Raw genomic sequence first — 25,806 nt, 5'->3', positions numbered from 1 at the left:
CGGTGATTCTTGCCGTAAATGTAGTACGAAACCGTGAAATATTATTTCTGGCTATACAAATTCTGTACAAAACAGGTATCCAAAGGCGGTTTTTTTGTGCCCGAAGGTCATATCGAAAAGTAATATTTTGCCCTTAACGATTCAGCAAGTATTTAATGTTGCTTTTTTGTAAACGGATTAACACCCCCTGAAAATCCTGCTATGCTGCCCGTCGCGGTACCGGGCATTTACCCTACAAACTGCTGTCTCACAGGAGCGTGAAGAGAATAGCCGGAACCGAAATGACAATGAGAGCGAGGAGAACCGTCGTGCTAGAAGAATACCGTAAGCACGTAGCCGAACGTGCTGCAGATGGGATTGTTCCAAAACCTTTAGAAGCATCCCAAATGGCCGCACTGGTCGAGCTGCTGAAAACCCCGCCAGCGGGTGAAGAAGAATTCCTTTTAGATCTTATTACTAATCGTGTTCCGCCAGGCGTTGATGAAGCCGCCTATGTTAAAGCTGGTTTTCTGGCTGCCCTGACTAAAGGCGAAGCCACTTCCCCGCTAATCTCTCCTGAAAAAGCTGTAGAACTGCTTGGCACTATGCAAGGTGGCTACAACATTCATCCGCTGATTGACGCGCTGGATAACGAAAAGCTGGCCGCGATTGCAGCCAAAGCGCTGTCCCATACGCTGCTGATGTTTGATAACTTCTACGACGTAGAAGAGAAAGCAAAAGCCGGTAACACCCATGCACAACAAGTACTGAAATCCTGGGCTGATGCCGAGTGGTTCTTGTCTCGTCCTAAACTGGCTGAGAAAATCACCGTTACCGTATTTAAAGTCACTGGTGAAACCAACACCGATGACCTGTCACCGGCACCTGATGCCTGGTCACGCCCGGATATCCCTCTGCACGCGTTAGCGATGCTGAAAAACGCCCGTGAAGGTATCGAGCCGGATCAACCTGGTAGCGTTGGCCCGATCAAACAGATCGAAGCGTTAAACAAAAAAGGTTTCCCGCTGGCCTATGTGGGCGACGTTGTGGGCACGGGTTCTTCGCGTAAATCTGCAACCAACTCCGTGCTGTGGTTTATGGGCGACGATATCCCGAACGTGCCGAACAAGCGCGGCGGCGGTGTGGTGCTGGGTGGCAAAATCGCGCCAATTTTCTTCAACACTATGGAAGATGCTGGTGCGCTGCCAATCGAAGTTGACGTCAACGACCTGAACATGGGCGATGTTATCGACATCTATCCATACAAAGGCGAAGTGCGTAACCACGAAACCAACGATGTTATCGCTAATTTCGAGCTGAAAACTGACGTGCTGCTGGATGAAGTTCGTGCCGGTGGCCGTATTCCGTTGATCATCGGTCGCGGTCTGACAACTAAAGCACGTGAAGCGCTGGATCTGCCACGCAGCGAAGTGTTCGTGCAGGCAAAAGACGTCGTAGCAAGCACGCGCGGCTTCTCGCTGGCGCAGAAAATGGTTGGCCGTGCTTGTGGCGTGGAAGGTATTCGCCCGAATCAGTACTGCGAACCAAAAATGACTTCTGTAGGTTCTCAGGACACCACCGGTCCAATGACCCGTGATGAACTCAAAGACCTCGCATGCCTGGGCTTCTCTGCTGATTTGGTGATGCAGTCTTTCTGCCACACTGCTGCTTATCCTAAGCCGGTGGATGTGAACACTCACCACACGCTGCCGGACTTCATCATGAACCGTGGCGGCGTGTCGCTGCGTCCGGGCGATGGTGTTATCCACTCCTGGCTGAACCGTATGCTGCTGCCTGATACCGTCGGGACTGGCGGTGACTCCCATACTCGTTTCCCAATCGGGATTTCCTTCCCGGCAGGTTCTGGTCTGGTGGCGTTTGCTGCGGCAACCGGCGTGATGCCACTCGATATGCCTGAGTCGGTACTGGTGCGCTTCAAAGGCAAAATGCAGCCGGGTATCACTCTGCGCGACCTGGTTCACGCGATCCCGCTGTATGCGATTAAACAAGGTCTGCTGACCGTTGAGAAGAAAGGTAAGAAAAACATCTTCTCTGGTCGCATCCTGGAAATCGAAGGCCTGCCTACGCTTAAAGTTGAACAAGCGTTTGAGCTGACCGATGCTTCCGCAGAGCGTTCTGCTGCGGGCTGTACCATCAAGCTTGATCGCGAGCCGATCGAAGAGTATCTGAGCTCAAACATCGTGCTGCTGAAGTGGATGATCGCCGAAGGTTACGGCGATCGTCGTACGCTTGAGCGCCGTATCCAGGGCATGGAAAAATGGCTGGCAGATCCTCAGTTGATGGAAGCCGATGCTGATGCGGAATACGCAGAGATCATCGAAATCGATCTGAACGATATCAAAGAGCCAATTCTGTGTGCGCCAAACGATCCTGACGATGCACGTCTGCTGTCTGATGTGGCTGGCGAGAAAATCGATGAAGTATTCATCGGTTCTTGCATGACCAACATTGGCCACTTCCGTGCGGCAGGTAAACTGCTGGATAGCCACAAAGGCCAGTTGCCAACTCGCCTGTGGGTTGCGCCACCAACGCGTATGGATGCCGCTCAGTTAACTGAGGAAGGCTACTACAGCGTGTTTGGTAAGAGCGGTGCGCGTATTGAGATCCCTGGCTGTTCACTGTGCATGGGTAACCAGGCGCGTGTGGCGGACGGTTCAACCGTGGTTTCAACATCGACCCGTAACTTCCCGAACCGTTTGGGCACCGGTGCGAATGTATTCCTGGCTTCAGCAGAACTGGCCGCAGTGGCTTCACTGCTGGGCAAACTGCCAACGCCTGACGAGTACCAGACCTTCATGGCACAAGTCGATAAGACTGCTGTGGATACCTACCGTTACCTGAACTTCGACAAACTTTCTCAGTACACCGAGAAAGCAGACGGCGTGATTTTCCAGACTGCGGTATAACATTTACCCATTCTGCGACAGGGGAGGCTTAGGCCTCCCTTTTTATTTCCTTCACGCGCGCCCACCACGCTGTTTTTCGCCGGTTTTGCTGCGATAATTACCTTATACGCTAAGGGGTACTGCATTTCCCCAGGCTGGGTAGAGGAAAACACCATGGAATATGAATTTTTGCGTGATGTCACCGGGTTGGTGAAAGTGCGTATGTCGATGGGTCACGAAGTGGTGGGTCATTGGTTTAATGAAGAAGTAAAAGATAATCTCGCCCTGCTCGATGAAGTCGAAGAGGCAGCAAACTCAGTTAAAGGCAGTGAGCGTCAGTGGCAACGCACCGGGCACGAATACACGTTGTGGCTCGACGGTGAAGAGGTGATTATCCGGGCCAATCAGCTGGAAATTACTGGTGATGAAATGGAAGACGGGATGAACTACTACGACGAAGAAAGTTTGTCTTTTTGCGGTATTGAGGACTTTATGCAGGTGGTTAACGCTTATCGGGAATTTATCTCTCACAAGCGCTAAACCTGTTTTTCAATACGGTGTCCCAAAAGTTTGCTGAACGACTTTTGGGAGCACTCGATTCAAAGTAGCCAGAATGAGAAGGGCGGGTTACTTCACGTAGGCGAGCAAGCTCAATGAATCCCGGGCAAGGGATTTGCATTTGTTTGCTGTCGGAATGGCGATACCGCTGAGATCGCGATAACTATCTTCCCCCAATGCTTTCATATTGAAGGTATCGTAATTACTCAAATCCCACTGGTTTTGCTGGGCAAAAAAGACCAATGCGCGACGAATTTGTCCATTAGGCAGGTTTTGGTAGCCACAATCATTTTTCAGGAACACAAATACCGCAGTAAGATCGGCCATATCTTCTGCTTCAGACTCGCTAAGTGCCTGACTGCTGGTGGAAAAAGCCAGCAATAACCCCAGCATTAATGCCCTAACACCCATCTTCATCACTTCTACCACTTTTTATTAGATACGAAACGTTAACACAGTTAATTGAGGCACGACGAGAATTATTCATCGCTTTAAATTTGACCTTACCCTTGGGGTAAGGTTTATGCTCAATCCCAAGCCTGCTAATAGAAAGGAATTGAATATGCATCGCCGTGATTTTCTGAAATATTCTGCAGCCATCAGTGCATTCAGTGCACTGCCGCTCTGGAGTAAAGCTGCGCTGGCGGCTGACAGACCCGTATTACCGATCCCGCAAATTCTCGCCCCTGATGCAAAGAATAGCATCCGTTTAACAGTGCAAGCGGGTAAAAGTACTTTCAACGGAAAAACCGCTACCACCTGGGGTTATAACGGTAACTTGTTGGGGCCAGCATTGCAGTTAAGTGAGGGCGAAGAAGTCACTGTTGAGATTAATAATAACCTCGCAGAAGAAACCACGCTGCACTGGCATGGATTAGAAGTGCCTGGCGATGTCGACGGTGGGCCGCAAGGAGTGATTGCCGCAGGTGGCAAGCGCACTGTGAAATTTACTCCGCAACAACGCGCTGCAACATGTTGGTTCCATCCTCATCAGCATGGCAAAACCGGCCATCAAGTGGCGATGGGGTTGGCGGGGCTGGTGTTAATCGACGATGCCGAAAGCCGTGCGTTGCGTTTACCGAAACAGTGGGGCATCGACGACGTGCCGCTGATCATTCAGGACAAGCGTTTCGCTGCTGACGGGCAAATCGACTATCAATTGGACGTGATGAGTGCCGCAGTTGGCTGGTTTGGCGATACATTATTGTGTAATGGCGCGATGTACCCACAACATGCTAACCCGCGTGGCTGGTTGCGTTTACGCCTGTTGAACGGCTGTAACGCGCGTTCGCTCAATATTGCCGCTAGTGATAACCGTCCGCTTTACGTTATAGCTAGCGACGGCGGCTTATTAGCGGAGCCTGTGAAAGTCACTGAACTTTCTATGCTGATGGGCGAGCGTTTCGAAGTACTGATCGATACCCGCGACGGCAAAGCGTTTGATATTGTCACGCTGCCTGTTAAACAAATGGGCATGACGGTTGCCCCGTTCGATAAACCGCAGCCGATAGTGCACATCCAGCCTTTAATTATTGCGGCTTCTGGCGAAATGCCAGACAAGCTAGCAGATGTTCCGCCGTTGCCGAAAATTGAAGGTATTACCGAGCGTTGGCTACAGCTGATGATGGACCCGATGCTGGACATGATGGGTATGCAGGCGTTGATGGAAAAATATGGTCCGCAGGCAATGGCGGGCATGAGCATGTCCGGACACGGCGATATGGGTAATATGGGCAACATGAGCCATATGAAGGATGGAATGATGAACCATGGTGGCATGAAGCACGGAAAACAGGGTTCAGGATTCGACTTCCATAATGCCAACAAGATTAACGGCAAAGCATTTGATATGAACACCCCAGCGTTTGCCGCCGAGAAAGGCAAATTCGAGAAATGGACGATTTCTGGTGAAGGCGACATGATGCTGCATCCGTTCCACATTCATGGCACGCAGTTCCGCATCCTGAGTGAAAACGGTCAGCCCGTTGCTCCACATCGTCAGGGCTGGAAAGATACGGTTCGTGTCGAAGGCGGGCGTAGTGAAGTATTAGTACGTTTTGAACATGCCGCCTCTCAGGAACATGCCTATATGGCGCACTGCCATCTGCTGGAACATGAAGATACTGGCATGATGTTAGGATTTACTGTTAAGTAAATTCTCATATTCTCTAAATAAACTCTGCCTCATAAAAGCTTGCATGAAAAAATGCAGGCTTTTTATTTTTCATTAAAGATAAAACATCATTACCCGACACCTGCTATTCATCTTGTTGTGCTCTGGATGGTGTATTAACGATTACTTAATATATTATTTCAATAATGAGGTGTTGTGTATACCCTCCCTTGACTACATACTCCATCTTTCTACTGGCATTTGCAAATTTTCAATAAAATATCTAATGATCGCTTGTGTTAAATGTATTTAACGCATATTGCGCTTATTAGTTCATGCCTATGTCACTGGAATTATTAATAGATAATTAATTTTAAATTAAAGGGATGTTTATATGAAATTTAAAGTTTCTGCGTTGCTATTGGCAATGGGGGTATTTTCTGCCCATGCAACAGATCTTGGTCTGATTACTCTCGATGGTGCAGTTACAGGTACCACTTGTAAAATTACGACCAACAACGGAATTGATGCTAGTAACGTAACTATTTCAATGCCGGTAGTCACTAAAGCGGCTGTAGAAGGCTCAACTCTTGTTGCGGGTGGTGTGGGTTCGAAGGAATTTGAACTGATGCTAAACGAATGTGAAGAGTCTTTGACTAAAGCAACAATTTCATTCTCTTCACAGCAATTTGCTGAGCTATCAAATGGTACTCTGAAGCCTGATTCCACTGTTTCTGGCGCTGCTCAAAACGTGAGTGTGGCGCTGTTTAATAACGCTTCAGGTAATGTCACTCAGGTTAAGATTGGTGACCCAACTGATGTTTCTCAGGTGGTCACCCTCGATGCTGGTAGAGGTGTATTTGCTTATCGTGCCGCTTATGTACCCAGTGCTGACTGGAACGTAGCCAGCAATCCCGTTGTGCCAGGTAAAGTCAATACCAACGTTACCTTCACGATGGCTTATGAATAAAATTTTATTCTAAAGTGTTATTTATTAAACCTGCCATTAAGGCAGGTTTATTATTCTTTATTTTACCGGTATATCATTATGAGCTTCATTAATTACAAGAGAGTATATTCTTTAGTCGTCTTCTTGAGCGCTTGGTTTGTGGCTTCTAACTGTTATGCCGATATTGTTATTTCGGGTACCCGGATTATCTATCAGCAATCTGCGAAAGATGTTTCGGTTAAACTCGATAATCGTGGGCAAAAGCCTTTGCTTGTCCAGTCATGGCTGGATGATGGGCGTGATTCTGTGAATCCGCAGGAGTTAAAGCTTCCTTTTTTAGTCACCCCACCAGTTTCACGTATTGATCCAAATAAAGGGCAGACAATCAGGATTACTTCTCTTGGGGCTGAGTTACCGAAGGATAAAGAAAGTCTCTTTTGGTTTAACGTACTGGAAGTACCGCCTAAAGCTAAAAATACAGATGGTGAGAATATTGTCCAACTTGCTTTCCGTACACGGATAAAAATGTTCTATCGTCCTGATGGTTTACAAGGTACTCCTGAAGAAGCGGCCACGAAATTACAATGGTCATTAAGAAAAGATGCGCAGGGAGTATATGCAGAAGTAAAAAATAGCTCTCAATATTATGTGTCATTCAGTGATGCTACATATTTAAATAACAATAAAAAATATAGCATTGATACCAGTGCTATAGCACCAGGTAGCAGTGCTTCCTTTAAGATAAAGGATCTTAGTAATACCGCCTCTGGTGGGAAAATAAAATATAGCGCAATAAATGACTATGGCGGAAGCATTGAGCGTGAAGTGAATATCTAACTTTTCAGGTGGACCTGGTTTATCATAATATGGATGTGTGCTATCGTGCGTGGCTTAACGAGATACTATAGTCCGTTATTTTTAATAGGTACTTTATTATCGGTACCTATTTATGCGGAAGAGAATCACGAACAAATATCTTCTTCAGAAGACGGTGTTGAGTTCAACGATCAATTTCTCTTTAACACAGACAGCAGTGGCAAGGTGGATGTCAGCCGTTTCTCTCACGGGAACCCGGTATTACCTGGCGTTTACAGTGTTGTCGTATATGTTAATAACGCTGCAAAATATAATGGGAAAATCACATTCAAAGCCAATGGTACTGATATTGCTTCACCCTGTATTACTCAGTTGCTATTGTCTCAGTTAGGAATAGACACCTCTACTATTAAGTTTGTTGCGGAAGAAGAGGATGCTTCCTCCGAGCAGGCGACCTGTTACGACTTAAGTGCAATTTATTCTGGTTCTCATGTCAGCTTTGCCAGCGAAGAGCAACGACTGGATATTTCGTTGCCACAAATATATGTTCTTAAGCGCCCAAAAGGGTATATCGATCCTTCTTTGTGGGATAGCGGTGTCAACGCGGCCATGCTCTCTTACGATCTGAATGCATATACCTCTAACAATGATGGCGACATGGCTCAAAGCGCTTATATGGGGCTTAATTATGGTGTGAACCTGGGGGCATGGCGTTTTCGATCTCGTGGTTCGGCTAATTGGTCGAAAGATAATGGCAGCGGATATGAAAGCCAGGATATTTATGTCCAGCGTGATATTCCGTCACTGAAATCTCAGTTTGTTATCGGTGATACCTTTACCAGCGGGGATACTTTCGATTCAGTGAGTTTGCGAGGGATCCGTTTATACAGCGATACCCGTATGCAACCTGGTGGGGAAGAAAGCTATGTACCAGTAGTACGCGGGGTGGCTAACAGCAATGCCAAGGTTACCGTGCGCCAGAGTGGCAATACCATTTACGAAACCACTGTACCGCCAGGCCCCTTCGCTATCGATGACCTGAATCCATCGGGTTCTGGTAGCGATCTTGATGTAACAGTTGAAGAGGCCGATGGTAGCAAACGTAGCTTTTCTATCCCCTTCTCTTCGGTTACTCAAATGTTGCGTCCGGGTACTGCGCGTTGGGATTTTGGCCTGGGTGAACTCAATGATGAGACTCCCGGTAACAAACCTAAAGTCGTTGTGGCTTCCGGATATTATGGGATCAATAATCTTTTAACCGGCTACACCGGTATTGAATTCACGGATACTGATTATTTCGCTGCTTTACTCGGTGTGGCGGTAAATACTTCTTTCGGCGCAATAGCATTAGATGTAACACAGTCGCAGGCGGATATCGAAACTGTTGGAACACTGCAGGGGCAGAGCTATCGTCTTACATTTAGTAAACTGCTGGAAATGACCGATACCTCATTCAACGTTACCGCATATCGGTTCTCAACGACGGACTACCTTAGTTTAAGTGATGCAAGTAGTTTAAATAATGATATCGATAGTACTAATAATGCTGATGGAAATGAAAACAGCTGGAACAATTTTGATCGACAGAAAAACCAAGTCCAGGTGAGTATCAACCAACTGCTGCAAGCCGGAGATAATAACTACGGTTCCGTTTATTTAACCGGGAGTTGGGAAGATTACTGGAATAATAGTAAAACAACGTCACAGTATTCATTTGGTTATAGCAATTCATTTAGCTGGGTGAGCTATAATCTCTCGTTGCAGCGTGCTTATAACGTCAATGGTGAAGAAGATGACCGTGCGTATATAGGTTTAAGTATTCCGTTTGGTAATCTACCCGGACATGATATTCGCAAAGGAGGGTTCAATAACATGAATGCTTCCATCAGCAGTGATTTTAAAGGGAATTCTCAGGCTGATGTTTCTGCATCGGGTAATTCTGCAGACAACCGCTATAACTATAGTGTGAATGCATCTTCAACATTGTCGGAGTCTCAGGATTTAACTCAGATTGGTGGTTATGGCAGTTACAATAGTGCCTATGGGCCTATAAGCGTGTCTGCTTCTATCAATGATCACAGTGGACAACAAGCTTCATTTGGCAATAGCGGTGGTGTCGTTATTCATTCAGGTGGAATAACCTTTTCACCCGGAAACATAGGCACAACAAGTACGATCGCTTTGGTAAAAGCCAAAGGGGCGAAAGGCGCAAAAATGACCAACGGTGATGGAGAAATCGATGGGCAGGGTTACGCGGTGGTGCCTTATCTTTCGCCATATCGTGAAAATACCATTGGGCTGAATATTGATACTCTGGAAAATGATGTGGCAATTATGAACACCAGTACCACTGCTATTCCGCGTGATGGTGCTGTCGTGCGTGTTGATTTTGCCACTGAAGAGGGGCGCTCGGTACTTCTTGAACTCATTCGTAATGATAAAGGTTTTATTCCGTTGGGGGCTGATGTCTATGATGAAAATAATAATGTTGTAGGTAGCGTGGGCCAGGCGGGACGTGCGTTTGTCAGGGGTATTAATGACGCAGGACGATTAACGATTCGCTGGGGAAACAAGTCTGAAGAACAATGCACAGTAAATTATCAGATCCCTGCGAATGCGCAAACAATCGGTTTAACCACGGTATTAACTAACCAAAGTTGTCATGTGAATTAATAATAGGTAGTTATTTATTATAATCAAGGAGGAGTTCAATGAGGTTAAATTCATCGATAGCAAAATTACTATGTGTTTCATGTGGAATATTATCCAGTAACATTTATGCTACAGATCTGACTGTCAATTTTACTGCGAATATTCGGGAAACTACGTGTGATATGCGCATTACCGGTGGCACGGGAAATAATCAAAATAATACTATTGCCATTGGTAATTCAGGGAAAACATCTTTAGATAAGATATTATCCGGTGACGCCAGCGTTTCGGTTCCCTTTTCACTGGATATCGTGACATGCCCATCGAGCCTGGCAGTAATAAAAACCACTATAACTGGCACTCAATCTGGAATTGTCCCTACATTAATCATCAATGGTATTACAAGTACTGACAAGGCAGATTATCTTGGGGTTTCAGTAGCGAGAGCTTCAGGTGGCGAGGCATTCACTATTAACTCAACGGTAGATGCTAAGCGTTTGGTTTGGACTACCAGTGAAATAGCTGCTAAGAAAGTTAATTTGTTAGCAAAGCTTGTGCCTACGGATGCCACGAAGGTCACAACGGGTGCTTTTAATGCCACTGCAATATTTAACTTCACTTATGAATAATTTTTCTCGCTCAGATCAAGGAGTGCGATCATGAAGAATATAAATCTAAAAATCTATTTCTTATCTCTGTTTGCAAGTCTATTTTCCATATCATCCGCTTACGCTATTACGGGTACGGATAGTGTGACTGCAACATTTACCTCGACTGTAGAAGCGGGGACTTGCAATGCTCAAATAAAGGATAGTGCAGGAGCGGCTACGTCAACTATTTCTTTCGGCGATGTATTTAAATCTGATTTACAGACGAAGGCTCGTGTCGAGAATTTTAAGTTAGCGTTTAGCGGCTGTTCTGGGGTCAAGAGTGCCATGGTGAGCACACAAATTAGCGGCGGGGGGTGCTCTGGCCTAAATGGCGATGGAACCTCATATCCAAATTATACGGGCACTGCGGTAGCAACTGCCGTTGAGATATGGCGCGGTCTGCCGGACAGCGGTACAGAATTTAGCTGTAAAGATCGTTCCATCCCTCAGGAACTTGCTATTTCTGGAAGTACGCTTGATGTTGCTATGAATGCCAGAATGGTGATTGGGAATGAGCGCTCAATTGACGAGGTTACTGCCGGTACCTTCCAAGTCCCGATTACTTTTGTTATCACTTACAAATAAGGTTTGGTTATGATATCCCACCGGTCTCGTGGAGCTATTTTTAGGTACCTGGCACTATTCATTTTAGCAAGTGGCACCTCTTTAGCGTGCGAGGCTGGTGTGGATATGAATATCAACGCCAACATAATTAATAATACCTGTAATGTGACGGTAGAAAATAATGGCAGTGTGCATTTGCCGACGGTGAGTCGGGATTATTTTTCACCACGCGGCAATCCTCCAGCGCCGTTGTCTCCTACAGATGCTGCAGGTGGGCAACCTTTTAAAATTACAGTTGATGACTGCGTTGACTGGGTTCAGGGTGAGGCAAACCGCCTTCATTTTCAGTTTAAACCCGTTTCGGAACAATTTCCTGCGCAGTCAAAACAAGTCTTTATTAATGAAGCTTCCCCTTCGTCAGGCGGTGCGGAGAACGTTGGTGTTGTCATTTTCTCTGCGCTGACAAATACCAATGTCTTGAAGAGCGATGGTAGTTCCGATGTTATTTATGACGTGCAGGATCAAACATCTTCAGAGTATTTAACAGATTATCTCTTTTATGCCCGTTACCAGAATACGGGAGTCGTTTCAGCTGGAAGAGTGGCTTCGAATATTATGGTGAGTGTAATTTATGATTAACCTGCAATGTCTGAAAATTCTACCTGTTGTTAGAATATTACTGCTGATAATGTCTTCATTTTATACTTTATTCAGTACACCTGGTATCGCCGCAACATTTTGTCAATTTGAATCGCCTTATTCAGTGACAATACCTTCGGCGGCTATTTCTGTATATCAGTTTGCAGGTGTCAATAATGCGCCCTATGTGAGACTGACGCCAAGTTGGATATCACTTACTGAGACTAGTGCTATTAAAACTGACTGTTATAATGGCAGGGGGTATCTGTATTTTAATCAAATATCAGGCAATGCGCAGAATGTTGTCATTAAAGATACCAATACCGGTGACTCAGGTGGTAGTAATAATTATTCAACTTTCTTTAGAACCACTATTCCAGGTATCGTCTATGAGGTGGCCATAATATGTCGCGCCCACAAAAGTAATGGATGCGATGGCGGTATAAGAAACAACCAGACTTTGCCACTTGGAGCAACTAATAACTGGGGGCATCTCGGCAGCGAATCGTACCCATGGGATAGAGATAGTCAAACCTATGGAATTTACATGAGGATTTATCAAACTCCTGACTACAAATGGGCTCCAGGCCAGACGGTTGCGCATCCAATAGCAGGAAGATTAACGACGTTACAAATGAGTGATTTTAATACGGACGTGCTTACTAATAGTGCAATTAGTATTAATCTTCTAAACAGTTTTCCTACCTGTAGCACTGCGGTTGTCGCGGGTACCAACGTTAGCGGAAATACACTAGCGCTTGGTGAATATGATATGGATGACTTGAATAGAAAGGACCCCGTACCTTTTTCACTTAAAATGACTCAGTGCGTGGGTACAAAAGTTAAGGTCAAACTTAATACTAATTCCAGGGAAGATAGCAGCCAGTTATTAAAAAATACCACGACGACTTCCAGTGGTAGCACCGGCGTAGCATTACGAATTAAGAACGGCAGTTCAACGGTCGTCCCGGATGGCTCTTCTACCTTTAGTGTATCAATGACTGGCTCAACGACTATAAATCTGACCGCACAATTAGAGAAAAATGGTAAATCTACCCGACCGGGTTCTTTTACCTCGCAGGCTGTTTTTACTATCTCCTATGAATAAAATTATCTCCCGGCAGGTTGCCTGCCGGGAGATAATGGTTTATTTAACGTCCGGCAAAGCGTAAGCGACGATGTAATCGCCCATCTTCGTCCCGAAGGATCCGTGGCCACCTGCAGAAATCACCACGTACTGCTTGCCATTCACTTCATAGGTCATCGGCGTTGCCTGGCCACCGGCTGGCAGACGCGCTTCCCACAGTTTTTCACCGTTGCTCATGTTATAAGCACGCAGGTAGTTATCTGCGGTTGCGCCAATGAACAACACATTCCCGGCGGTAGAAATTGGGCCGCCCAGCATTGGCATCCCCATTTTAAACGGCAGCGGAAGCGGCGAACTGTCGCGCACTGTCCCGATACGTTTTTTCCACACCACTTCGTTGGTTTTCAAATCTACCGCAGAGATGTAACCCCAGGCCGGTTGCTTACACGGCAAGCCGAACGGAGAAAGGAACGGGTTCAGCGTCACGCCAAATGGTACGCCGTACTGCGGCTGAATGCCGGATTCAGAACCACTGCCTTTAGCATCTTTTGGCGGCTCCATCGGGTTACCTGGCCCGCGTGGCATCAGTTTAGAAACAAACGGCAGTGCCATTGGGTTGGCAATCGCCACCTGACGGTTAGGGTCGACTGAAATCCCACCCCATTCGAACATCCCCAGGTTCCCCGGGAACACCAGCGTGCCTTGCTCAGAAGGCGGCGTGAAGATGCCTTCATAACGTAGGTTGTGGAAGATAATGCGGCAGACCATTTGATCGTAAAGGGTCGCACCCCACATATCGGCACCGCTCAGGTCTTTCTTCGGACGGAAACTCAAATCCGAGAATGGCTGAGTTGGCGTCACGTAGTCACCTTTCGCCGCACCTTGTGGAACTGGTTTTTCCGGAGCCGGAACAACCAGTTTACCGTCACGACGGTCGAGCACAAAGATGTTGCCGGTTTTCGCAGGCGCGTAGATAACCGGAACGGTTTCGCCTTTAACGGTAATATCGGCAAGCGTTGGCTGCGACGGCATGTCCATATCCCACAGGTCGTGGTGCACCGTTTGATAAGACCACACCAGTTTGCCGGTGGTCGCGTTCAGCGCCACGATGCTGCTGGCAAAACGCTCTTGTTCCGGTGTGCGGTTGCCACCCCAAATATCTGGCGTGGTGACACCCATCGGCAGATACACTAAATCCAGCTTCGCGTCATAGGCCGCAGGTGCCCAGGAGTTCGGCGAGTTAAGGCTGAAATGGTGCTCGTCGCCTGGAATTGTATTCGGGTCTTTGGCTCCCGGATCGAATGCCCACAGCAGTTTGCCGCTGTTGACATCAAAACCACGGATCACGCCAGACGGCTCGCGAGTGGAGTAGTTATCGGTCACTGCACCGGCAATCACGATCACTTTATCGGTGATAATCGGTGGTGATGTCGGTTCATACATCCCTGGAGTGGTCACCGGCATGTTGGTTTGCAGGTTCAGAATGCCTTTGTTAGCAAAGCTTTCGCAAAGCTGGCCGTTATCGGCATTAATCGCAAACAGACGGCCATCATTCACTGGAAGAATGATTCGACGAGGGCAGTCAGAAACCACATCCGCACTCGCGTTATCAGCCGTTGCTTCGTGGTAAGAAACACCACGGCAGGTCACATGCTGGAACGAAGGATTGGTATCCAGACGCGGATCGAATTTCCACTTCTGCTTACCGGTTGCCGCATCCAGCGCGAACAGTTGCTGGTGAGCGGTACACAGGTACAGCGTATCGCGGACTTTAATCGGGGTGACTTCGTTAGTGATTTCACCCGGATCGGTTGGGCGCTTCACATCGCCAGTCTGGAAAGTCCACGCTTCTTTAAGTTGACCGACATTTTTATCGTTGATCTGTTTTAGAGGAGAGTAGCGCTGTCCTTCCTGATTGCGGCCATATGCAGGCCAGTCGGCATCAGGAATTGCGGAACTTGCTGCCACAGGAGCCTGCGCATCCGCACTGAGCGTACCGTTGATTTCTTGAGGATCGTTAAACACGGCCCAGGCCAATACCACCACGGTAATCGCCAGCACCGAGCCAAGTGCTGCTGCGGCACCCGAAGAAGGCAGAGTCAGATGACGATAAACGAACGGCAGCAGCAGCCATACGCCGAAGAAGAACAGTACGTCTAAACGTGGTGTTAATGCCCAGAAGTCGAAACCTACTTCCCAGACACCCCACGCCACGGTGCAAAGCAGTAATGCGGCGTAAATCCCCAGCGCCAGCGCTTTACGTTGCCAAAGTAACACTGCGGTGATTAACATCACCACCCCGGCAATCGGGTAATACCATGACCCACCAATTGCCACTAACCATATCCCGCCAATGAGTAAATACAGCCCAGTTAATACCGCAAACAGGACTGTTAAGGTTGCGATGACTCGCGAACCGGAGTTATTTGTTTTCACAATTATCACGCTCTTAAAAATTTGATAGCAATTCATTATAGTTATTAACAAACGTGATATTCATCACATAAATGGCTTTTTTACTGATAGCGCATGCGAATGTGTTTTGCTGGTATACTGCTGGCCTGAATATTTTGTGTTGGTTGAAATTTAATCGACATCGAATGATTTATTTTTAAATCATATGGTTATAACTATGAAACATACTGTTGAAGTGATGATCCCCGAAGCGGAGATCAAAGCCCGTATCGCTGAATTGGGTCGTGAGATCACTGAACATTATCGTGATAGCGGTAGTGATATGGTGCTGGTTGGCTTGCTGCGTGGCTCATTTATGTTTATGGCTGACTTGTGCCGTGAAGTTCAAGTGCCCCACGAAGTCGATTTTATGACCGCATCCAGTTATGGCAGTGGCATGTCTACCACCCGCGATGTGAAAATCCTCAAAGACCTTGATGAAGATATTCGCGGCAAAGACGTGCTGATCGTCGAAGATATTATCGATTCTGGTAATACGCTGAGCAAAGTGCGCGAAATTCTGAGCCTGCGTGAGCCAAAATCACTGGCCATTTGTACGCTGCTGGATAAACCAGAGCGCCGCGAAGTGGACGTGAACGTGGAGTGGGTTGGTTTCGCCATTCCTGACGAGTTCGTGGTGGGTTATGGCATTGACTACGCTCAGCGTTATCGCCATCTGCCATACGTCGGTAAAGTGGTTTTGTTAGACGAATAAGTTGAGCAAACGCCCAATCACCGATAAATAAAAAGGGCCTTTAAGGCCCTTTTTGCTATCTGAGTTACTGCGAAGGTGTTCTATTCTTGTGGCTGCGATGGGAGTTTTGCAGATTCGAAATTCCGCTGCGGTAACCTTTTTCCAGCGATTCACGGCTAGTGGCGGTGACTTCTAAATCGCGCAGGCGACCATCATGAATCCCGTAAGCCCAGCCATGTACTGTGACTTTCTGCCCGCGTTTCCATGCTGATTGCATAATGGTGGAATGGCCGAGGTTATAAACCTGTTCCATGACATTCAGCTCGCAAAGCGTATCCAGACGTTGCTCTGGTGGGAGTTCTCCCAACAGCGAACTATGCTTGAACCAGATATCGCGGATGTGCAGCAGCCAGTTGTTGATAAGCCCTAAATCTGGGTTCTCAACCGCTGCTTGTACGCCGCCGCATCCGTAGTGGCCGCAAATAATAATGTGTTCAACTTCAAGAACATCAACGGCGTACTGCACTACAGAAAGGCAATTTAGATCCGTATGAATGACCAGGTTTGCCACGTTACGGTGAACAAATAATTCGCCAGGCTCAAGGCCGGTCAGACGCTCAGCGGGTACGCGACTATCAGAACAGCCGATCCACAAGAAGCGCGGTTTTTGGGCCTGAGACAAACGTTCAAAAAAGCCCGGGTCTTCGTCCTCCATCAGTTTTGACCAGACCTGGTTATTGCTGATGAGGGTATCAATGTCTTTCATGGAGGTTAACAACCTGTAACGGAAGAAGTGCGTTGAGGTAATATAGGGCAACTGAAATAATTTTTAAACGGCATAATTTTTTTTGTACCGGACAAGGTAACCGTATATCCATGACTATTGCATTAGAGCTGGAACAGTTAACGAAAACCTATCCCGGCGGTGTTCAGGCGCTGCGCGGCATAGATCTTCGTGTTGAAGCAGGGGATTTTTATGCTCTGCTGGGGCCGAACGGCGCAGGAAAATCCACCACCATCGGGATTATTAGCTCGCTGGTTAATAAAACCTCTGGCCGGGTGCGTGTGTTTGGATACGACCTGGAAAAAGACGTGGTTAACGCTAAACGTCAGCTCGGGTTGGTGCCGCAGGAATTTAACTTCAACCCGTTTGAAACCGTGCAGCAAATTGTCGTTCATCAGGCGGGCTATTATGGTGTTGAACGAGCTGATGCCATCGCACGTAGCGAAAAGTACCTGAAACAGCTCGATCTGTGGGAAAAACGCAACGAACGTGCGCGTATGTTATCTGGTGGCATGAAGCGCCGTTTAATGATTGCCCGTGCCTTAATGCACGAACCAAAATTGCTGATCCTTGATGAACCCACCGCGGGCGTCGACATCGAGCTGCGCCGCTCTATGTGGGGTTTCCTGAAGGATTTAAACGACAAAGGCACTACTATCATTTTGACCACTCACTATCTTGAAGAAGCAGAAATGCTCTGCCGCAACATCGGTATTATTCAAAATGGCGAGCTGGTCGAAAATACCTCCATGAAATCACTGCTTTCAAAGCTGAAGTCAGAAACATTTATCCTCGATCTTGCGCCGAAAAGCCCACTTCCGCAGCTGGATGGTTACCAATATCGCCTGGTTGATACTTCCACCCTGGAAGTAGAAGTGCTGCGCGAACAGGGAATCAACAGCGTGTTTAGCCAGTTAAGTTCTCAAGGGGTTCAGGTACTAAGTATGCGTAACAAAGCTAACCGTCTTGAAGAGCTGTTTGTCACGCTGGTTAACGGTCATAAAGGAGACCAGGCATGATGCATCTCTATTGGGTGGCGTTAAAAAGTATCTGGACCAAAGAAGTCCACCGTTTCACGCGTATCTGGATACAAACTCTCGTCCCACCGGTCATTACCATGACCTTGTATTTCATCATTTTTGGTAATTTGATTGGCTCGCAAATCGGTTCAATGCATGGTTTTACCTACATGCAGTTCATCGTGCCGGGTTTGATCATGATGGCGGTGATCACCAACTCTTATGCCAACGTTGCTTCCTCTTTCTTTAGCGCTAAATTCCAGCGCAACATTGAAGAACTACTGGTGGCGCCGGTGCCGACGCATATTATTATCGCCGGTTATGTTGGTGGTGGTGTGGCGCGTGGCTTGTGTGTTGGTATTCTGGTTACCGCTGTGTCGCTGTTCTTTGTGCCGTTCCAGGTGCATTCATGGCTGTTTGTTGCGTTAACTCTGCTGTTGACGGCGATTCTGTTCTCGCTGGCCGGTTTGTTGAACGCGGTGTTTGCTAAAACATTTGACGATATCAGCCTGATCCCAACCTTCGTGCTGACCCCGCTGACCTATTTAGGTGGTGTGTTTTACTCTCTTTCATTGCTGCCTCCATTCTGGAAAGCGCTGTCTCACCTCAACCCTGTGGTGTATATGATCAGCGGCTTCCGTTATGGTTTCCTCGGCATTAACGATGTCCCGTTGCTGTTTACCGTTGCCGTGCTGGTGGGCTTTATTCTGGCCTTCTACATTCTGTGCTGGTATCTGATTCAGCGTGGCCGTGGTCTACGTAGCTAAGAGACTGATGACAAAGCTCTTTCGTAGGTCGGATAAGCGATAGCGTCATCCGACATCACTGGCGTAAATGGTGGATGGCGCTATCGCTTATCCACCCTACAAAACCTGTTCAGTGACCTTTGTCAGCAATCTGACCTCCCCGCAAGGGGAGGTAAACATCCTTCTTTCTTACCCAGTTTTGATTAGCATCAGGGTGCTTATTTTTCGCTCTGGCACACTGTCGCTCCGCAAAAAGGAGAAGGCCATGTTGGGTTGGGTTATTGCCGGTCATGACTATTATGCTCAGGATATGCTCGATACGATTGAGCGACGTTTTGGCCCACAGCCGCAATGCTGTGCGGTAAATTACTGGCAAGGGCTTAGCACCAATATGCTCAGCCGTATGATGTGTGATGCGTTGTACAATTGTGATTCTGGTGATGGCGTGATCTTTCTGACGGATATTACTGGCGCGGCTCCTTACCGTACTGCGGCACTGATTAGCCACCAGCATCCCCATTGTGAAGTGATTTCAGGCGTCACACTGCCGCTGCTGTTTGCGATGCGTGCGCACCGTGAAACACAAACTGGCGAAGCATTCCGTGAACTTATTGTTGAGCATGGAGGGGGTGACGTCACCAGCCTTTGGCATCAGCAGCAGAAAAACCCACCGTTTGTGTTACTCCACCAATATTGAGCGGAAAGGTTGGTATTGGGTGGACTTTTGTTAGAATAACCGCTTCTTCTCGCCATTGAGACACCCAGTGTTATCAAACTTGTTATGCTAACTCGCCTTTTCTTTACCGTGCTGATGCTGATTGGTGGCAGTAGCGCCAATGCCAGCCTGCTCAGTAGCCATCACACTCCCGCACAATATATGCAAACCACAGAAGATGCTGATATTTGGGCACAGGTGGGGGATAAAGTCATTTCTGTCGGTAACATTCAGGAAGGGCAAATCCTGGCCGTAGTGCCTACTGCGGCAGATTATTACGAGTTCAATTTTGGTTTTGGCACCGGCTTTATTGATAAAACACACCTTGAACCGGTAGCAGGAAAACAACGTGTTGAAGACCGTCTGGGTGATTTGCACAAACCGTTGAGCAACCAGAATCTGGTCACCTTCCGCGATATCACGGTATATAACGCACCTAGCAGCGGTAGTGCTCAGTTCGGTACGCTGGCAGACAATTTGCGTTACCCGATTATTGCCAGCCTAAAAGACCACCTCAATCAAACTTGGTATCAAATCCGCATTGGTAACCGCCTCGGGTATGTCAGCAGCCTTGATGCGCAGCCCGATAACGGCATTCCGGTGCTGACTTATCACCATATTTTGCGTGATGAAGAGAATACTCGCTTCCGTCATACCTCAACCACGACTTCGGTGGTGGCCTTCAACAACCAGATGACCTGGCTGCGCGATATGGGCTATACCACGCTGACGATGTATCAACTTGAAGGTTATGTGCGTAACCGGATGAATATGCCAGCACGTGCGGTGGTGATTACCTTTGATGACGGACTGAAATCGGTTTATCGCTATGCATACCCAATTCTCAAACAGTACGGTTTTAAGGCAACCTCATTTATCATTTCGTCACGTATTAAAGCGCACCCGCAACTCTGGAACCCGAAGGCACTGCAATTTATGAGTATTTCGGAATTGCAGGCCAGCCAGGATGTGTTTGATGTTCAGTCGCATACCCATTTCCTGCATCGCGTTGACGCTAACCGCCAGCCGACACTGTTACGTCGTAGCTATCGTAATATCCTGCTTGATTTTGAACACTCAAGACGCGCCCTGGCGCAGTTTAATCCGCATGTTTTGTACCTCTCGTATCCGTTTGGTGGATATAACGATAAGGCTGTGAAAGCGGCGAACGATGCGGGATTCCATATGGCGGTGACAACGGTGCGTGGAAAGGTGAAGCCGGGGGATAATCCGTTTTTGCTAAAACGGCTATATATTTTGCGGACGGATTCGCTGGAAACGATGTCGCGGTTGATTAGTAACCAGCCGCAGTCTTGAAAGGTATAATGGTTTTGTAGGGTGGATAAGCGAAAGCGTCATCCACCAAATGCGTCAATTATGTCGGGTGACGCTTCGCTTACCCGACCTACAAATCCGTAAAGATTACGCCACCTGAACCGGTACGGCTTTCGCCAGGCGTTTCATTTCGTTGTCGCCATCGAAATAGGCCACTTTTGGCTGCCAGCTACGGGCTTGCTCATCCGGCATGGTGACGTAGGTCGCGATAATCAGAATGTCACCCACATCAGCACAATGTGCCGCAGCACCATTCACCGAAATGATTTTAGAACCCCGTTCGCCAGCGATAGCGTAAGTTGAAAAACGCTTACCGTTGGTGACGTTATAAATATCAATGGCTTCATATTCCAGAATGCCTGCCGCCTCAAGGAAGTCCTGATCGATGGCGCAGGAGCCTTCATAGTGCAAATCCGCCTGCGTCACTTTGACACGGTGAAGTTTGCCTTGCAGCATGGTGCGTATCATAGCTTAAACCTTCATCACTAGAGTTACGTAAGCAGCAAGCCAGAATGCTTGCCACCGGAATTTAGTCGGGCAGTATTGCCCGATTTTATGACGCTGTCTACTGCGCCAGCTCGACCTGAATATTATCAATCAAACGCGCCTGGCCTAGCCACGCGGCCATAAGTACCACCGCACGTTTGCTCTCAACATTCAGCTCCAGCAGGGTATCGGCATCGCGGATTTGCAGGTCGTCGGAACGGAAGCCTTTTTCGTTAAGCTCGGTGGCGGCAATCGCCAGCATCTCTTCGGTATCACGCTCGCCCGCACGCAGTTTATCCGCCAGGGATTGCATCACTTTATGCAGACCGGGCGCGATTTTGCGCTGCTCGGCGGTCAGATAGCCATTGCGTGAACTCAGCGCCAGGCCATCTTTTGCACGCACAGTTGGCACGCCAATAATTTCAATGTCGTAGCCCATATCCGCCACCATTTTGCGGATCACGGCCACTTGCTGGAAGTCTTTCTCACCGAAGCAAGCGATGTCAGGCTGCACCAGATTAAACAGCTTGCTGACGATGGTCGAAACGCCACGGAAATGCCCTGGGCGGCTGGCGCCTTCAAGCATGGTCGAAAGGCCAGGCACTTCGACGAAGGTCTGGGAATCCAGGCCTTTCGGGAAAATATCGCCAGGTGCCGGCGCAAATACCAAATCCACTTTGCGGCGGTTTAGCTTCTCGCAATCTTCCTGCAACGTACGTGGATAGCGCGTTAAGTCATCCGGGCGGTCAAACTGCATCGGATTCACAAAAATGGTGGTGATAACGACATCGGCGCGGCTTTTCGCATCGTCGACCAGCTTCATATGCCCGTCATGCAGGTTGCCCATGGTCGGAACCAATGCGATGCGTTTACCTTCCTGGCGCCAACGGCGAATCTGCTGACGTAACAGCGGTATCGTTTCGATAATCAACACAACCCTTCTCCTGTCAGTGGAAACTATGTTCTTCACCTGGATAGGTGCCGGACTCAACTTCGTTGATGTACAGACGCACCGCAGCACGCATGTCGCCGGTTCCGGTGAGGAAGTTTTTAGCGAATTTTGGAATGTGACCGCCGGTAATACCGAAGGCATCGTGCATCACCAGAATTTGCCCGTCAGTGACATTGCCCGCGCCAATACCAATAACCGGGATCGTCAGCGCGTCGGTAATGCGTTTTGCCAGCACAACCGGTACGCATTCCAGTACTAACAATTGAGCGCCTGCGGCTTCGAGCGCCACGGCATCGTCAAACAACGTTTGTGCGGCAGCTTCATCACGGCCCTGGATTTTATAACCACCAAAGATGTTCACGGATTGCGGCGTCAGGCCCAAATGCCCGCAGACCGGCACGGCACGTTCGGTCAGCATTTTGACGGTTTCGACCAGCCAGCGACCGCCTTCGATTTTGACCATGTTGGCACCAGCGCGCATCACTTCAGCGGAGTTAGCAAAAGCTTGTTCCGGGGTGGCATAAGCCATAAACGGCAGGTCTGCCAGCAACAGGCAATTCGGCGCGCCACGGCGTACTGCGCGAGTGTGGTAGGCAATATCTTCTACGGTGACTGGCAGCGTGGAGTCGTGGCCTTGAACGGTCATCCCTAATGAATCGCCAACCAGCATCACGCCAATGCCTTCTTCGGCAAACAGTTTGGCAAAGCTGAAATCGTAAGCGGTGATGGTGGCGAACTTGCGTTGAGCCTGTTTCCATTGGCGCAACTGAGACATAGTGATTGGTTTCATGGCAGTCCCGGTGAGAAATGATATTGATTAAATGAACGCGTCCGTGGTTACCAAAAAGTAATCCCATCCTGGGAGAGGTTTTCTAAAACTTTCGCGACTGGCAGGCCTTCGGGGAACGCGCAGTCAGGCGCAATTTCCAGCAATGGAACCAACATAAAAGCGCGGTTTTTCATATCGTAATGCGGCACTGTCAGCGTTGATGTGGCAATAGTCAGATTACCGAACAGCATCATGTCGAGATCAAGCGTGCGTGGCCCCCAGCGTTCAGCTTTGCGCACTCGTCCGTGTTCCAGCTCTATACGTTGAGTATGGGCCAGTAATGTTTCGGGAGACAGTTCAGTTTCCAGTGCGACAGCAGCATTCAGGTAATCGGGTTGGTCTTGCGGGCCGAGCGGCGGGGTGCGATAGAAAGAGGAGATGGCAACCACCCGGCTTTGCGGGATGGCTGCAATGGCGTCGAGCGCATGAGTCACTTGCTCAAGCGGCGACGCCTGGTTGCTGCCTAGCGCGATATACGCAAGCGTCATGCACTTCCACCGCTGCGTGGTGCACGCTTGCGCGGGCGACGATGACGGCGGCGTACCGCAGGTTCATCACCTAACACATCAAGCATATCTTTTTGCGCCGGTGGAGCAGCCACCTGGAATTCACCCCACCATTTGGTCAGGCGTTGTAATTCCTGGTTGTTTTCCACTTCAGCACGCAGTGCCAACAAATCATACGCCGCGCGGAACTTAGGATGCTCCATCAGCTTCCAGGCGCGTTTGCCCTGGCGGCGTGACAGACGAAGCTGCAAGCCCCAGATATCACGAACCAGCGTGGTAATGCGTTTTGGAATCGCCAGCGCACGGCAGGCTTCATCAAGCACTTCGTTCATTGCTAATGCGAAGGCGTCCATATAGGCAAGGCCGCTTTCCTGAGTCAGCTTTTGAGCCATCTCCAGTTGCGGATACCAGAAAATGGCGGAGAACAAGAAGGCCGGATTAACGCGCATATCGTTATGAATGCGGTTATCGGTATTCTTCAGCACCTGAGTGATCATGCGCTCCATCGGGCTGTCACCTTGTTCGGTGAAGTAGCGAGTGATGGTCGGGAATAACGGCTGGAACAGCTGATATTCACGCAGCAATTCGTAAGTGTCATATCCATGGCCGGCTTGCAGAAGTTTCAGCGATTCTTCAAACAAACGGGCTGGAGGGACATCATTAATCAAGGTGGCTAAACGCGGAATAGGCTCGCCAGTTTCCGGGCTAATCGTCATATTCAGTTTGGCAGCAAAGCGCACCGCACGCAGCATGCGCACCGGGTCTTCGCGATAGCGCGTTTCAGGATCGCCGATTAAACGGATAACGCCATTGCGTAAATCACGCAGGCCACCGACATAATCGCGAACTGAGAAATCAGCCACGCTGTAATAGAGGCTGTTGATGGTGAAATCACGGCGCTGAGCATCTTCTTCGATTGAACCAAAGATGTTATCGCGCAACAGCATGCCGTTCTGGCCAGTCTGGGAAGTCTGTTTATCAGACTTTTGCTCTTCGTGGTGACCACGGAAAGTGGCAACTTCGATGATTTCCGGCCCAAACATCACATGAGCCAGGCGGAAGCGACGGCCAACCAGGCGGCAATTGCGGAACAGTTTACGCACTTGATCCGGTGTGGCGCTGGTAGTGACATCAAAGTCTTTCGGCTGTTTGCCGAGCAACAGGTCACGGACACCACCACCCACGAGGTAAGCCTCGTAGCCTGCTTTGTTCAGACGATAGAGTACCTTGAGGGCATTTTCACTGATATCTTTGCGGGACAGAGCGTGCTGGTCACGCGGAATCACCGTGATTTGCGGGAGATCTTCATTCTCCTCGACCACGACGTCATCGCGGTTAAGCACCTTGCGGCAAAAATTAGCGACTCGGGTAAAAATAGTACACCTCGGCAGTGTCAATCATAGGGACAAAAAAACAGCGGCTAATCATAGCTCAGTGTGCGGCATTTGAGAATGATGTATTCACGAAGAGCCTGGCACAACAGCCGGCAGCGACCAATTTTGCACCGCCAGACGGAGTAATTCGCTCAGCTTCAAATCTTGCCAGCCAGCAATTATTGGTTGGTTCAAAAACGTCAGCGCGGCATGAATAACCGGACGCGGATCGCCCTGAGCCAGGGCTGGCGCGTGATTTTGCTTCGATAACTTGGCGCCATTTTCGTTGAGCACCAGCGGTAAATGAACGTAATCAGGTACTGTCCAGCCAAACTGTTGATACAGAGAAATTTGTCGCACCGTAGGCTCAATTAAATCTGCACCGCGGACAATTTCGCTTACGCCCTGATAATTATCGTCCACTACTACAGCAAGATTATAGGCAAATAACCCATCGCGGCGGTGAATGATAAAATCTTCGCGCGCCAGATTTTCATCGGCAATTAGCTTCCCGCGTAGCTTATCTTCAAAGCTTAATACCGGATGATGCTGTACAAATCGTAGCGCCGCATTTTCTGGCCCATGATTCAGGGTGCGGCAATGGCCATCGTAGTAACCGCCAATTTGCTGAATACGGCTGCGGGTGCAAGTGCAGTAATAACTCAAACCTTGTTGTTGCAAGAAAGAGAGTGCTTCACGATAGGCTTCGTGCCGTTGGGATTGCCACAAAACCTCACCATCCCAGTGCAAACCGTAATGTTCTAATTGTTGCAATATCGTTGTGGCAGCGCCAGGAACTTCACGAGGCGGGTCGATATCTTCAATACGCACCAGCCAAAGGCCGCGTTGCGCGCGTGCTTGTAGGTAGCTGCCTAGTGCGGCAATCAGCGAACCAAAGTGGAGTTCACCTGAAGGCGAAGGGGCAAAGCGGCCAATGTAGCGAGATGTGGTCATCAGTTTTGTGACAGGTCAGAAATGAATAAGGCGGGAGAGTCTCCCG

Annotated in this window: 23 protein-coding genes and 1 pseudogene; 15 read left to right on the top strand and 9 right to left on the bottom strand. The window is 48.5% G+C overall.

The genetic code is table 11. The annotated features are described in order from the left end of the window. The first annotated feature begins 308 nt into the window (after window positions 1-308). Window positions 309-2,906 carry a bifunctional aconitate hydratase 2/2-methylisocitrate dehydratase gene (gene acnB, locus D8682_RS11375; RefSeq protein ID WP_121814292.1) on the top strand — a complete coding sequence of 866 codons (2,598 nt, stop codon included), beginning with the start codon at window positions 309-311 and terminating at the stop codon, window positions 2,904-2,906. 153 nt (window positions 2,907-3,059) lie between these two features. After that, window positions 3,060-3,425: a protein YacL gene (yacL, locus tag D8682_RS11370; protein WP_064539872.1), complete on the top strand. Its 366-nt coding sequence runs from the start codon at window positions 3,060-3,062 to the stop codon at window positions 3,423-3,425. Window positions 3,426-3,512: 87 nt separating this feature from the next. Here the strand turns inward: yacL and D8682_RS11365 are convergent, their stop codons facing one another. Next, entirely contained in the window at window positions 3,513-3,860 is a 348-nt protein-coding gene (locus D8682_RS11365) for a YacC family pilotin-like protein (RefSeq protein WP_064539870.1), read from the bottom strand. A 145-nt stretch (window positions 3,861-4,005) separates the two neighbouring features. Here D8682_RS11365 and cueO point away from each other — a divergent pair, with 145 nt between their 5' ends. The 8 genes from cueO (at window position 4,006) to D8682_RS11325 (ending at window position 12,934) form a co-directional block, all read left to right on the top strand. Then, a complete protein-coding gene (gene cueO / locus D8682_RS11360) occupies window positions 4,006-5,598 on the top strand; it encodes a multicopper oxidase CueO (protein ID WP_121814291.1) in 1,593 nt (530 codons plus the stop codon). A gap of 352 nt (window positions 5,599-5,950) precedes the next feature. After that, window positions 5,951-6,526 carry a hypothetical protein gene (locus D8682_RS11355; RefSeq protein WP_064539866.1) on the top strand — a complete coding sequence of 192 codons (576 nt, stop codon included), beginning with the start codon at window positions 5,951-5,953 and terminating at the stop codon, window positions 6,524-6,526. Between the two features lie 78 nt (window positions 6,527-6,604). Then, window positions 6,605-7,342, top strand: coding sequence for a fimbrial chaperone (locus tag D8682_RS11350; RefSeq protein WP_064539864.1), 738 nt, complete (start codon window positions 6,605-6,607; stop codon window positions 7,340-7,342). A 45-nt stretch (window positions 7,343-7,387) separates the two neighbouring features. Beyond that, the gene (locus D8682_RS11345) at window positions 7,388-9,994 is read left to right on the top strand and encodes an outer membrane usher protein (RefSeq protein WP_166642092.1); all 2,607 of its coding nucleotides are present in this window, start codon (window positions 7,388-7,390) and stop codon (window positions 9,992-9,994) included. 38 nt (window positions 9,995-10,032) lie between these two features. Continuing rightward, window positions 10,033-10,602: a fimbrial protein gene (locus tag D8682_RS11340; protein WP_064539860.1), complete on the top strand. Its 570-nt coding sequence runs from the start codon at window positions 10,033-10,035 to the stop codon at window positions 10,600-10,602. A gap of 30 nt (window positions 10,603-10,632) precedes the next feature. After that, window positions 10,633-11,208 (top strand): fimbrial protein, encoded by a 576-nt coding sequence (locus D8682_RS11335; RefSeq protein ID WP_121814290.1) that lies wholly within the window; start codon window positions 10,633-10,635, stop codon window positions 11,206-11,208. Between the two features lie 105 nt (window positions 11,209-11,313). Then, entirely contained in the window at window positions 11,314-11,826 is a 513-nt protein-coding gene (locus D8682_RS11330) for a fimbrial-like protein (protein ID WP_237929867.1), read from the top strand. Continuing rightward, complete coding sequence (locus D8682_RS11325; protein ID WP_121814288.1) at window positions 11,819-12,934, top strand: fimbrial protein; 1,116 nt, start codon at window positions 11,819-11,821, stop codon at window positions 12,932-12,934. The genes D8682_RS11330 and D8682_RS11325 overlap by 8 nt, the downstream gene beginning before the upstream one ends. 39 nt (window positions 12,935-12,973) lie before the next feature. Here D8682_RS11325 and D8682_RS11320 read toward each other — a convergent pair whose 3' ends face one another. Further along, a complete protein-coding gene (locus D8682_RS11320) occupies window positions 12,974-15,385 on the bottom strand; it encodes a glucose/quinate/shikimate family membrane-bound PQQ-dependent dehydrogenase (RefSeq protein WP_370090842.1) in 2,412 nt (803 codons plus the stop codon). Between the two features lie 160 nt (window positions 15,386-15,545). Between D8682_RS11320 and hpt the strand changes: the two genes are divergently transcribed. Next, entirely contained in the window at window positions 15,546-16,082 is a 537-nt protein-coding gene (gene hpt, locus D8682_RS11315) for a hypoxanthine phosphoribosyltransferase (protein WP_034460899.1), read from the top strand. A gap of 64 nt (window positions 16,083-16,146) precedes the next feature. On the opposite strand, the gene can is transcribed toward hpt, so the two are convergent. After that, window positions 16,147-16,827, bottom strand: coding sequence for a carbonate dehydratase (gene can / locus D8682_RS11310; RefSeq protein ID WP_064539851.1), 681 nt, complete (start codon window positions 16,825-16,827; stop codon window positions 16,147-16,149). A gap of 110 nt (window positions 16,828-16,937) precedes the next feature. Between can and D8682_RS11305 the strand changes: the two genes are divergently transcribed. The 4 genes from D8682_RS11305 to D8682_RS11290 all read left to right on the top strand — a co-directional run bounded on the left by D8682_RS11305 (window position 16,938) and on the right by D8682_RS11290 (window position 20,642). Further along, a complete protein-coding gene (locus tag D8682_RS11305) occupies window positions 16,938-17,864 on the top strand; it encodes an ABC transporter ATP-binding protein (protein ID WP_121814287.1) in 927 nt (308 codons plus the stop codon). Continuing rightward, window positions 17,861-18,631, top strand: a complete 771-nt coding sequence (locus D8682_RS11300) for an ABC transporter permease (RefSeq protein WP_064539845.1) — start codon at window positions 17,861-17,863, stop codon at window positions 18,629-18,631. The genes D8682_RS11305 and D8682_RS11300 overlap by 4 nt, the downstream gene beginning before the upstream one ends. Window positions 18,632-18,875: 244 nt before the next feature. Next, window positions 18,876-19,307 (top strand): PTS sugar transporter subunit IIA, encoded by a 432-nt coding sequence (locus D8682_RS11295; protein WP_121814286.1) that lies wholly within the window; start codon window positions 18,876-18,878, stop codon window positions 19,305-19,307. A gap of 84 nt (window positions 19,308-19,391) precedes the next feature. Then, window positions 19,392-20,642: a polysaccharide deacetylase family protein gene (locus tag D8682_RS11290; protein ID WP_064539841.1), complete on the top strand. Its 1,251-nt coding sequence runs from the start codon at window positions 19,392-19,394 to the stop codon at window positions 20,640-20,642. A gap of 105 nt (window positions 20,643-20,747) precedes the next feature. On the opposite strand, the gene panD is transcribed toward D8682_RS11290, so the two are convergent. The 6 genes and pseudogenes from panD to gluQRS form a co-directional block, all read right to left on the bottom strand. Next, window positions 20,748-21,128, bottom strand: coding sequence for an aspartate 1-decarboxylase (panD, locus tag D8682_RS11285; RefSeq protein WP_034493438.1), 381 nt, complete (start codon window positions 21,126-21,128; stop codon window positions 20,748-20,750). A gap of 97 nt (window positions 21,129-21,225) precedes the next feature. Beyond that, the gene (gene panC, locus D8682_RS11280; RefSeq protein WP_121814285.1) at window positions 21,226-22,080 is read right to left on the bottom strand and encodes a pantoate--beta-alanine ligase; all 855 of its coding nucleotides are present in this window, start codon (window positions 22,078-22,080) and stop codon (window positions 21,226-21,228) included. A gap of 13 nt (window positions 22,081-22,093) precedes the next feature. Continuing rightward, window positions 22,094-22,888: a 3-methyl-2-oxobutanoate hydroxymethyltransferase gene (gene panB / locus D8682_RS11275; protein ID WP_064539836.1), complete on the bottom strand. Its 795-nt coding sequence runs from the start codon at window positions 22,886-22,888 to the stop codon at window positions 22,094-22,096. A 47-nt stretch (window positions 22,889-22,935) separates the two neighbouring features. Beyond that, window positions 22,936-23,415, bottom strand: a complete 480-nt coding sequence (gene folK, locus D8682_RS11270; RefSeq protein ID WP_064539834.1) for a 2-amino-4-hydroxy-6-hydroxymethyldihydropteridine diphosphokinase — start codon at window positions 23,413-23,415, stop codon at window positions 22,936-22,938. Then, the gene (pcnB, locus tag D8682_RS11265; RefSeq protein ID WP_208111337.1) at window positions 23,412-24,809 is read right to left on the bottom strand and encodes a polynucleotide adenylyltransferase PcnB; all 1,398 of its coding nucleotides are present in this window, start codon (window positions 24,807-24,809) and stop codon (window positions 23,412-23,414) included. The genes folK and pcnB overlap by 4 nt, the downstream gene beginning before the upstream one ends. A 55-nt stretch (window positions 24,810-24,864) precedes the next feature. Further along, window positions 24,865-25,760: pseudogene (gluQRS, locus tag D8682_RS11260) on the bottom strand (tRNA glutamyl-Q(34) synthetase GluQRS). Window positions 25,761-25,806: the final 46 nt, after the last annotated feature.

Origin of the sequence: Buttiauxella sp. 3AFRM03 (assembly GCF_003675305.1) — a bacterium.
Taxonomy (GTDB): domain Bacteria; phylum Pseudomonadota; class Gammaproteobacteria; order Enterobacterales; family Enterobacteriaceae; genus Buttiauxella; species Buttiauxella ferragutiae.
The sequence above is the reverse complement of the archived record's forward strand: the minus strand, read 5'-3'. Positions and strand labels throughout refer to the sequence as shown.

Coding starts and splice junctions, on each gene's coding strand:
- D8682_RS11355 (WP_064539866.1), top strand. CDS start 5,951: ATGAAATTTAAAGTTTCTGCGTTGCTATTGGCAATGGGGGTATTTTCT.
- D8682_RS11295 (WP_121814286.1), top strand. CDS start 18,876: ATGTTGGGTTGGGTTATTGCCGGTCATGACTATTATGCTCAGGATATG.
- D8682_RS11350 (WP_064539864.1), top strand. CDS start 6,605: ATGAGCTTCATTAATTACAAGAGAGTATATTCTTTAGTCGTCTTCTTG.
- yacL (WP_064539872.1), top strand. CDS start 3,060: ATGGAATATGAATTTTTGCGTGATGTCACCGGGTTGGTGAAAGTGCGT.
- folK (WP_064539834.1), bottom strand. CDS start 23,415: ATGACGCTTGCGTATATCGCGCTAGGCAGCAACCAGGCGTCGCCGCTT.
- D8682_RS11330 (WP_237929867.1), top strand. CDS start 11,314: ATGAATATCAACGCCAACATAATTAATAATACCTGTAATGTGACGGTA.
- D8682_RS11305 (WP_121814287.1), top strand. CDS start 16,938: ATGACTATTGCATTAGAGCTGGAACAGTTAACGAAAACCTATCCCGGC.
- cueO (WP_121814291.1), top strand. CDS start 4,006: ATGCATCGCCGTGATTTTCTGAAATATTCTGCAGCCATCAGTGCATTC.
- D8682_RS11290 (WP_064539841.1), top strand. CDS start 19,392: ATGCTAACTCGCCTTTTCTTTACCGTGCTGATGCTGATTGGTGGCAGT.
- D8682_RS11325 (WP_121814288.1), top strand. CDS start 11,819: ATGATTAACCTGCAATGTCTGAAAATTCTACCTGTTGTTAGAATATTA.
- panB (WP_064539836.1), bottom strand. CDS start 22,888: ATGAAACCAATCACTATGTCTCAGTTGCGCCAATGGAAACAGGCTCAA.
- panD (WP_034493438.1), bottom strand. CDS start 21,128: ATGATACGCACCATGCTGCAAGGCAAACTTCACCGTGTCAAAGTGACG.
- D8682_RS11365 (WP_064539870.1), bottom strand. CDS start 3,860: ATGAAGATGGGTGTTAGGGCATTAATGCTGGGGTTATTGCTGGCTTTT.
- D8682_RS11320 (WP_370090842.1), bottom strand. CDS start 15,385: ATGAATTGCTATCAAATTTTTAAGAGCGTGATAATTGTGAAAACAAAT.
- D8682_RS11340 (WP_064539860.1), top strand. CDS start 10,033: ATGAGGTTAAATTCATCGATAGCAAAATTACTATGTGTTTCATGTGGA.
- can (WP_064539851.1), bottom strand. CDS start 16,827: ATGAAAGACATTGATACCCTCATCAGCAATAACCAGGTCTGGTCAAAA.
- D8682_RS11300 (WP_064539845.1), top strand. CDS start 17,861: ATGATGCATCTCTATTGGGTGGCGTTAAAAAGTATCTGGACCAAAGAA.
- D8682_RS11335 (WP_121814290.1), top strand. CDS start 10,633: ATGAAGAATATAAATCTAAAAATCTATTTCTTATCTCTGTTTGCAAGT.
- hpt (WP_034460899.1), top strand. CDS start 15,546: ATGAAACATACTGTTGAAGTGATGATCCCCGAAGCGGAGATCAAAGCC.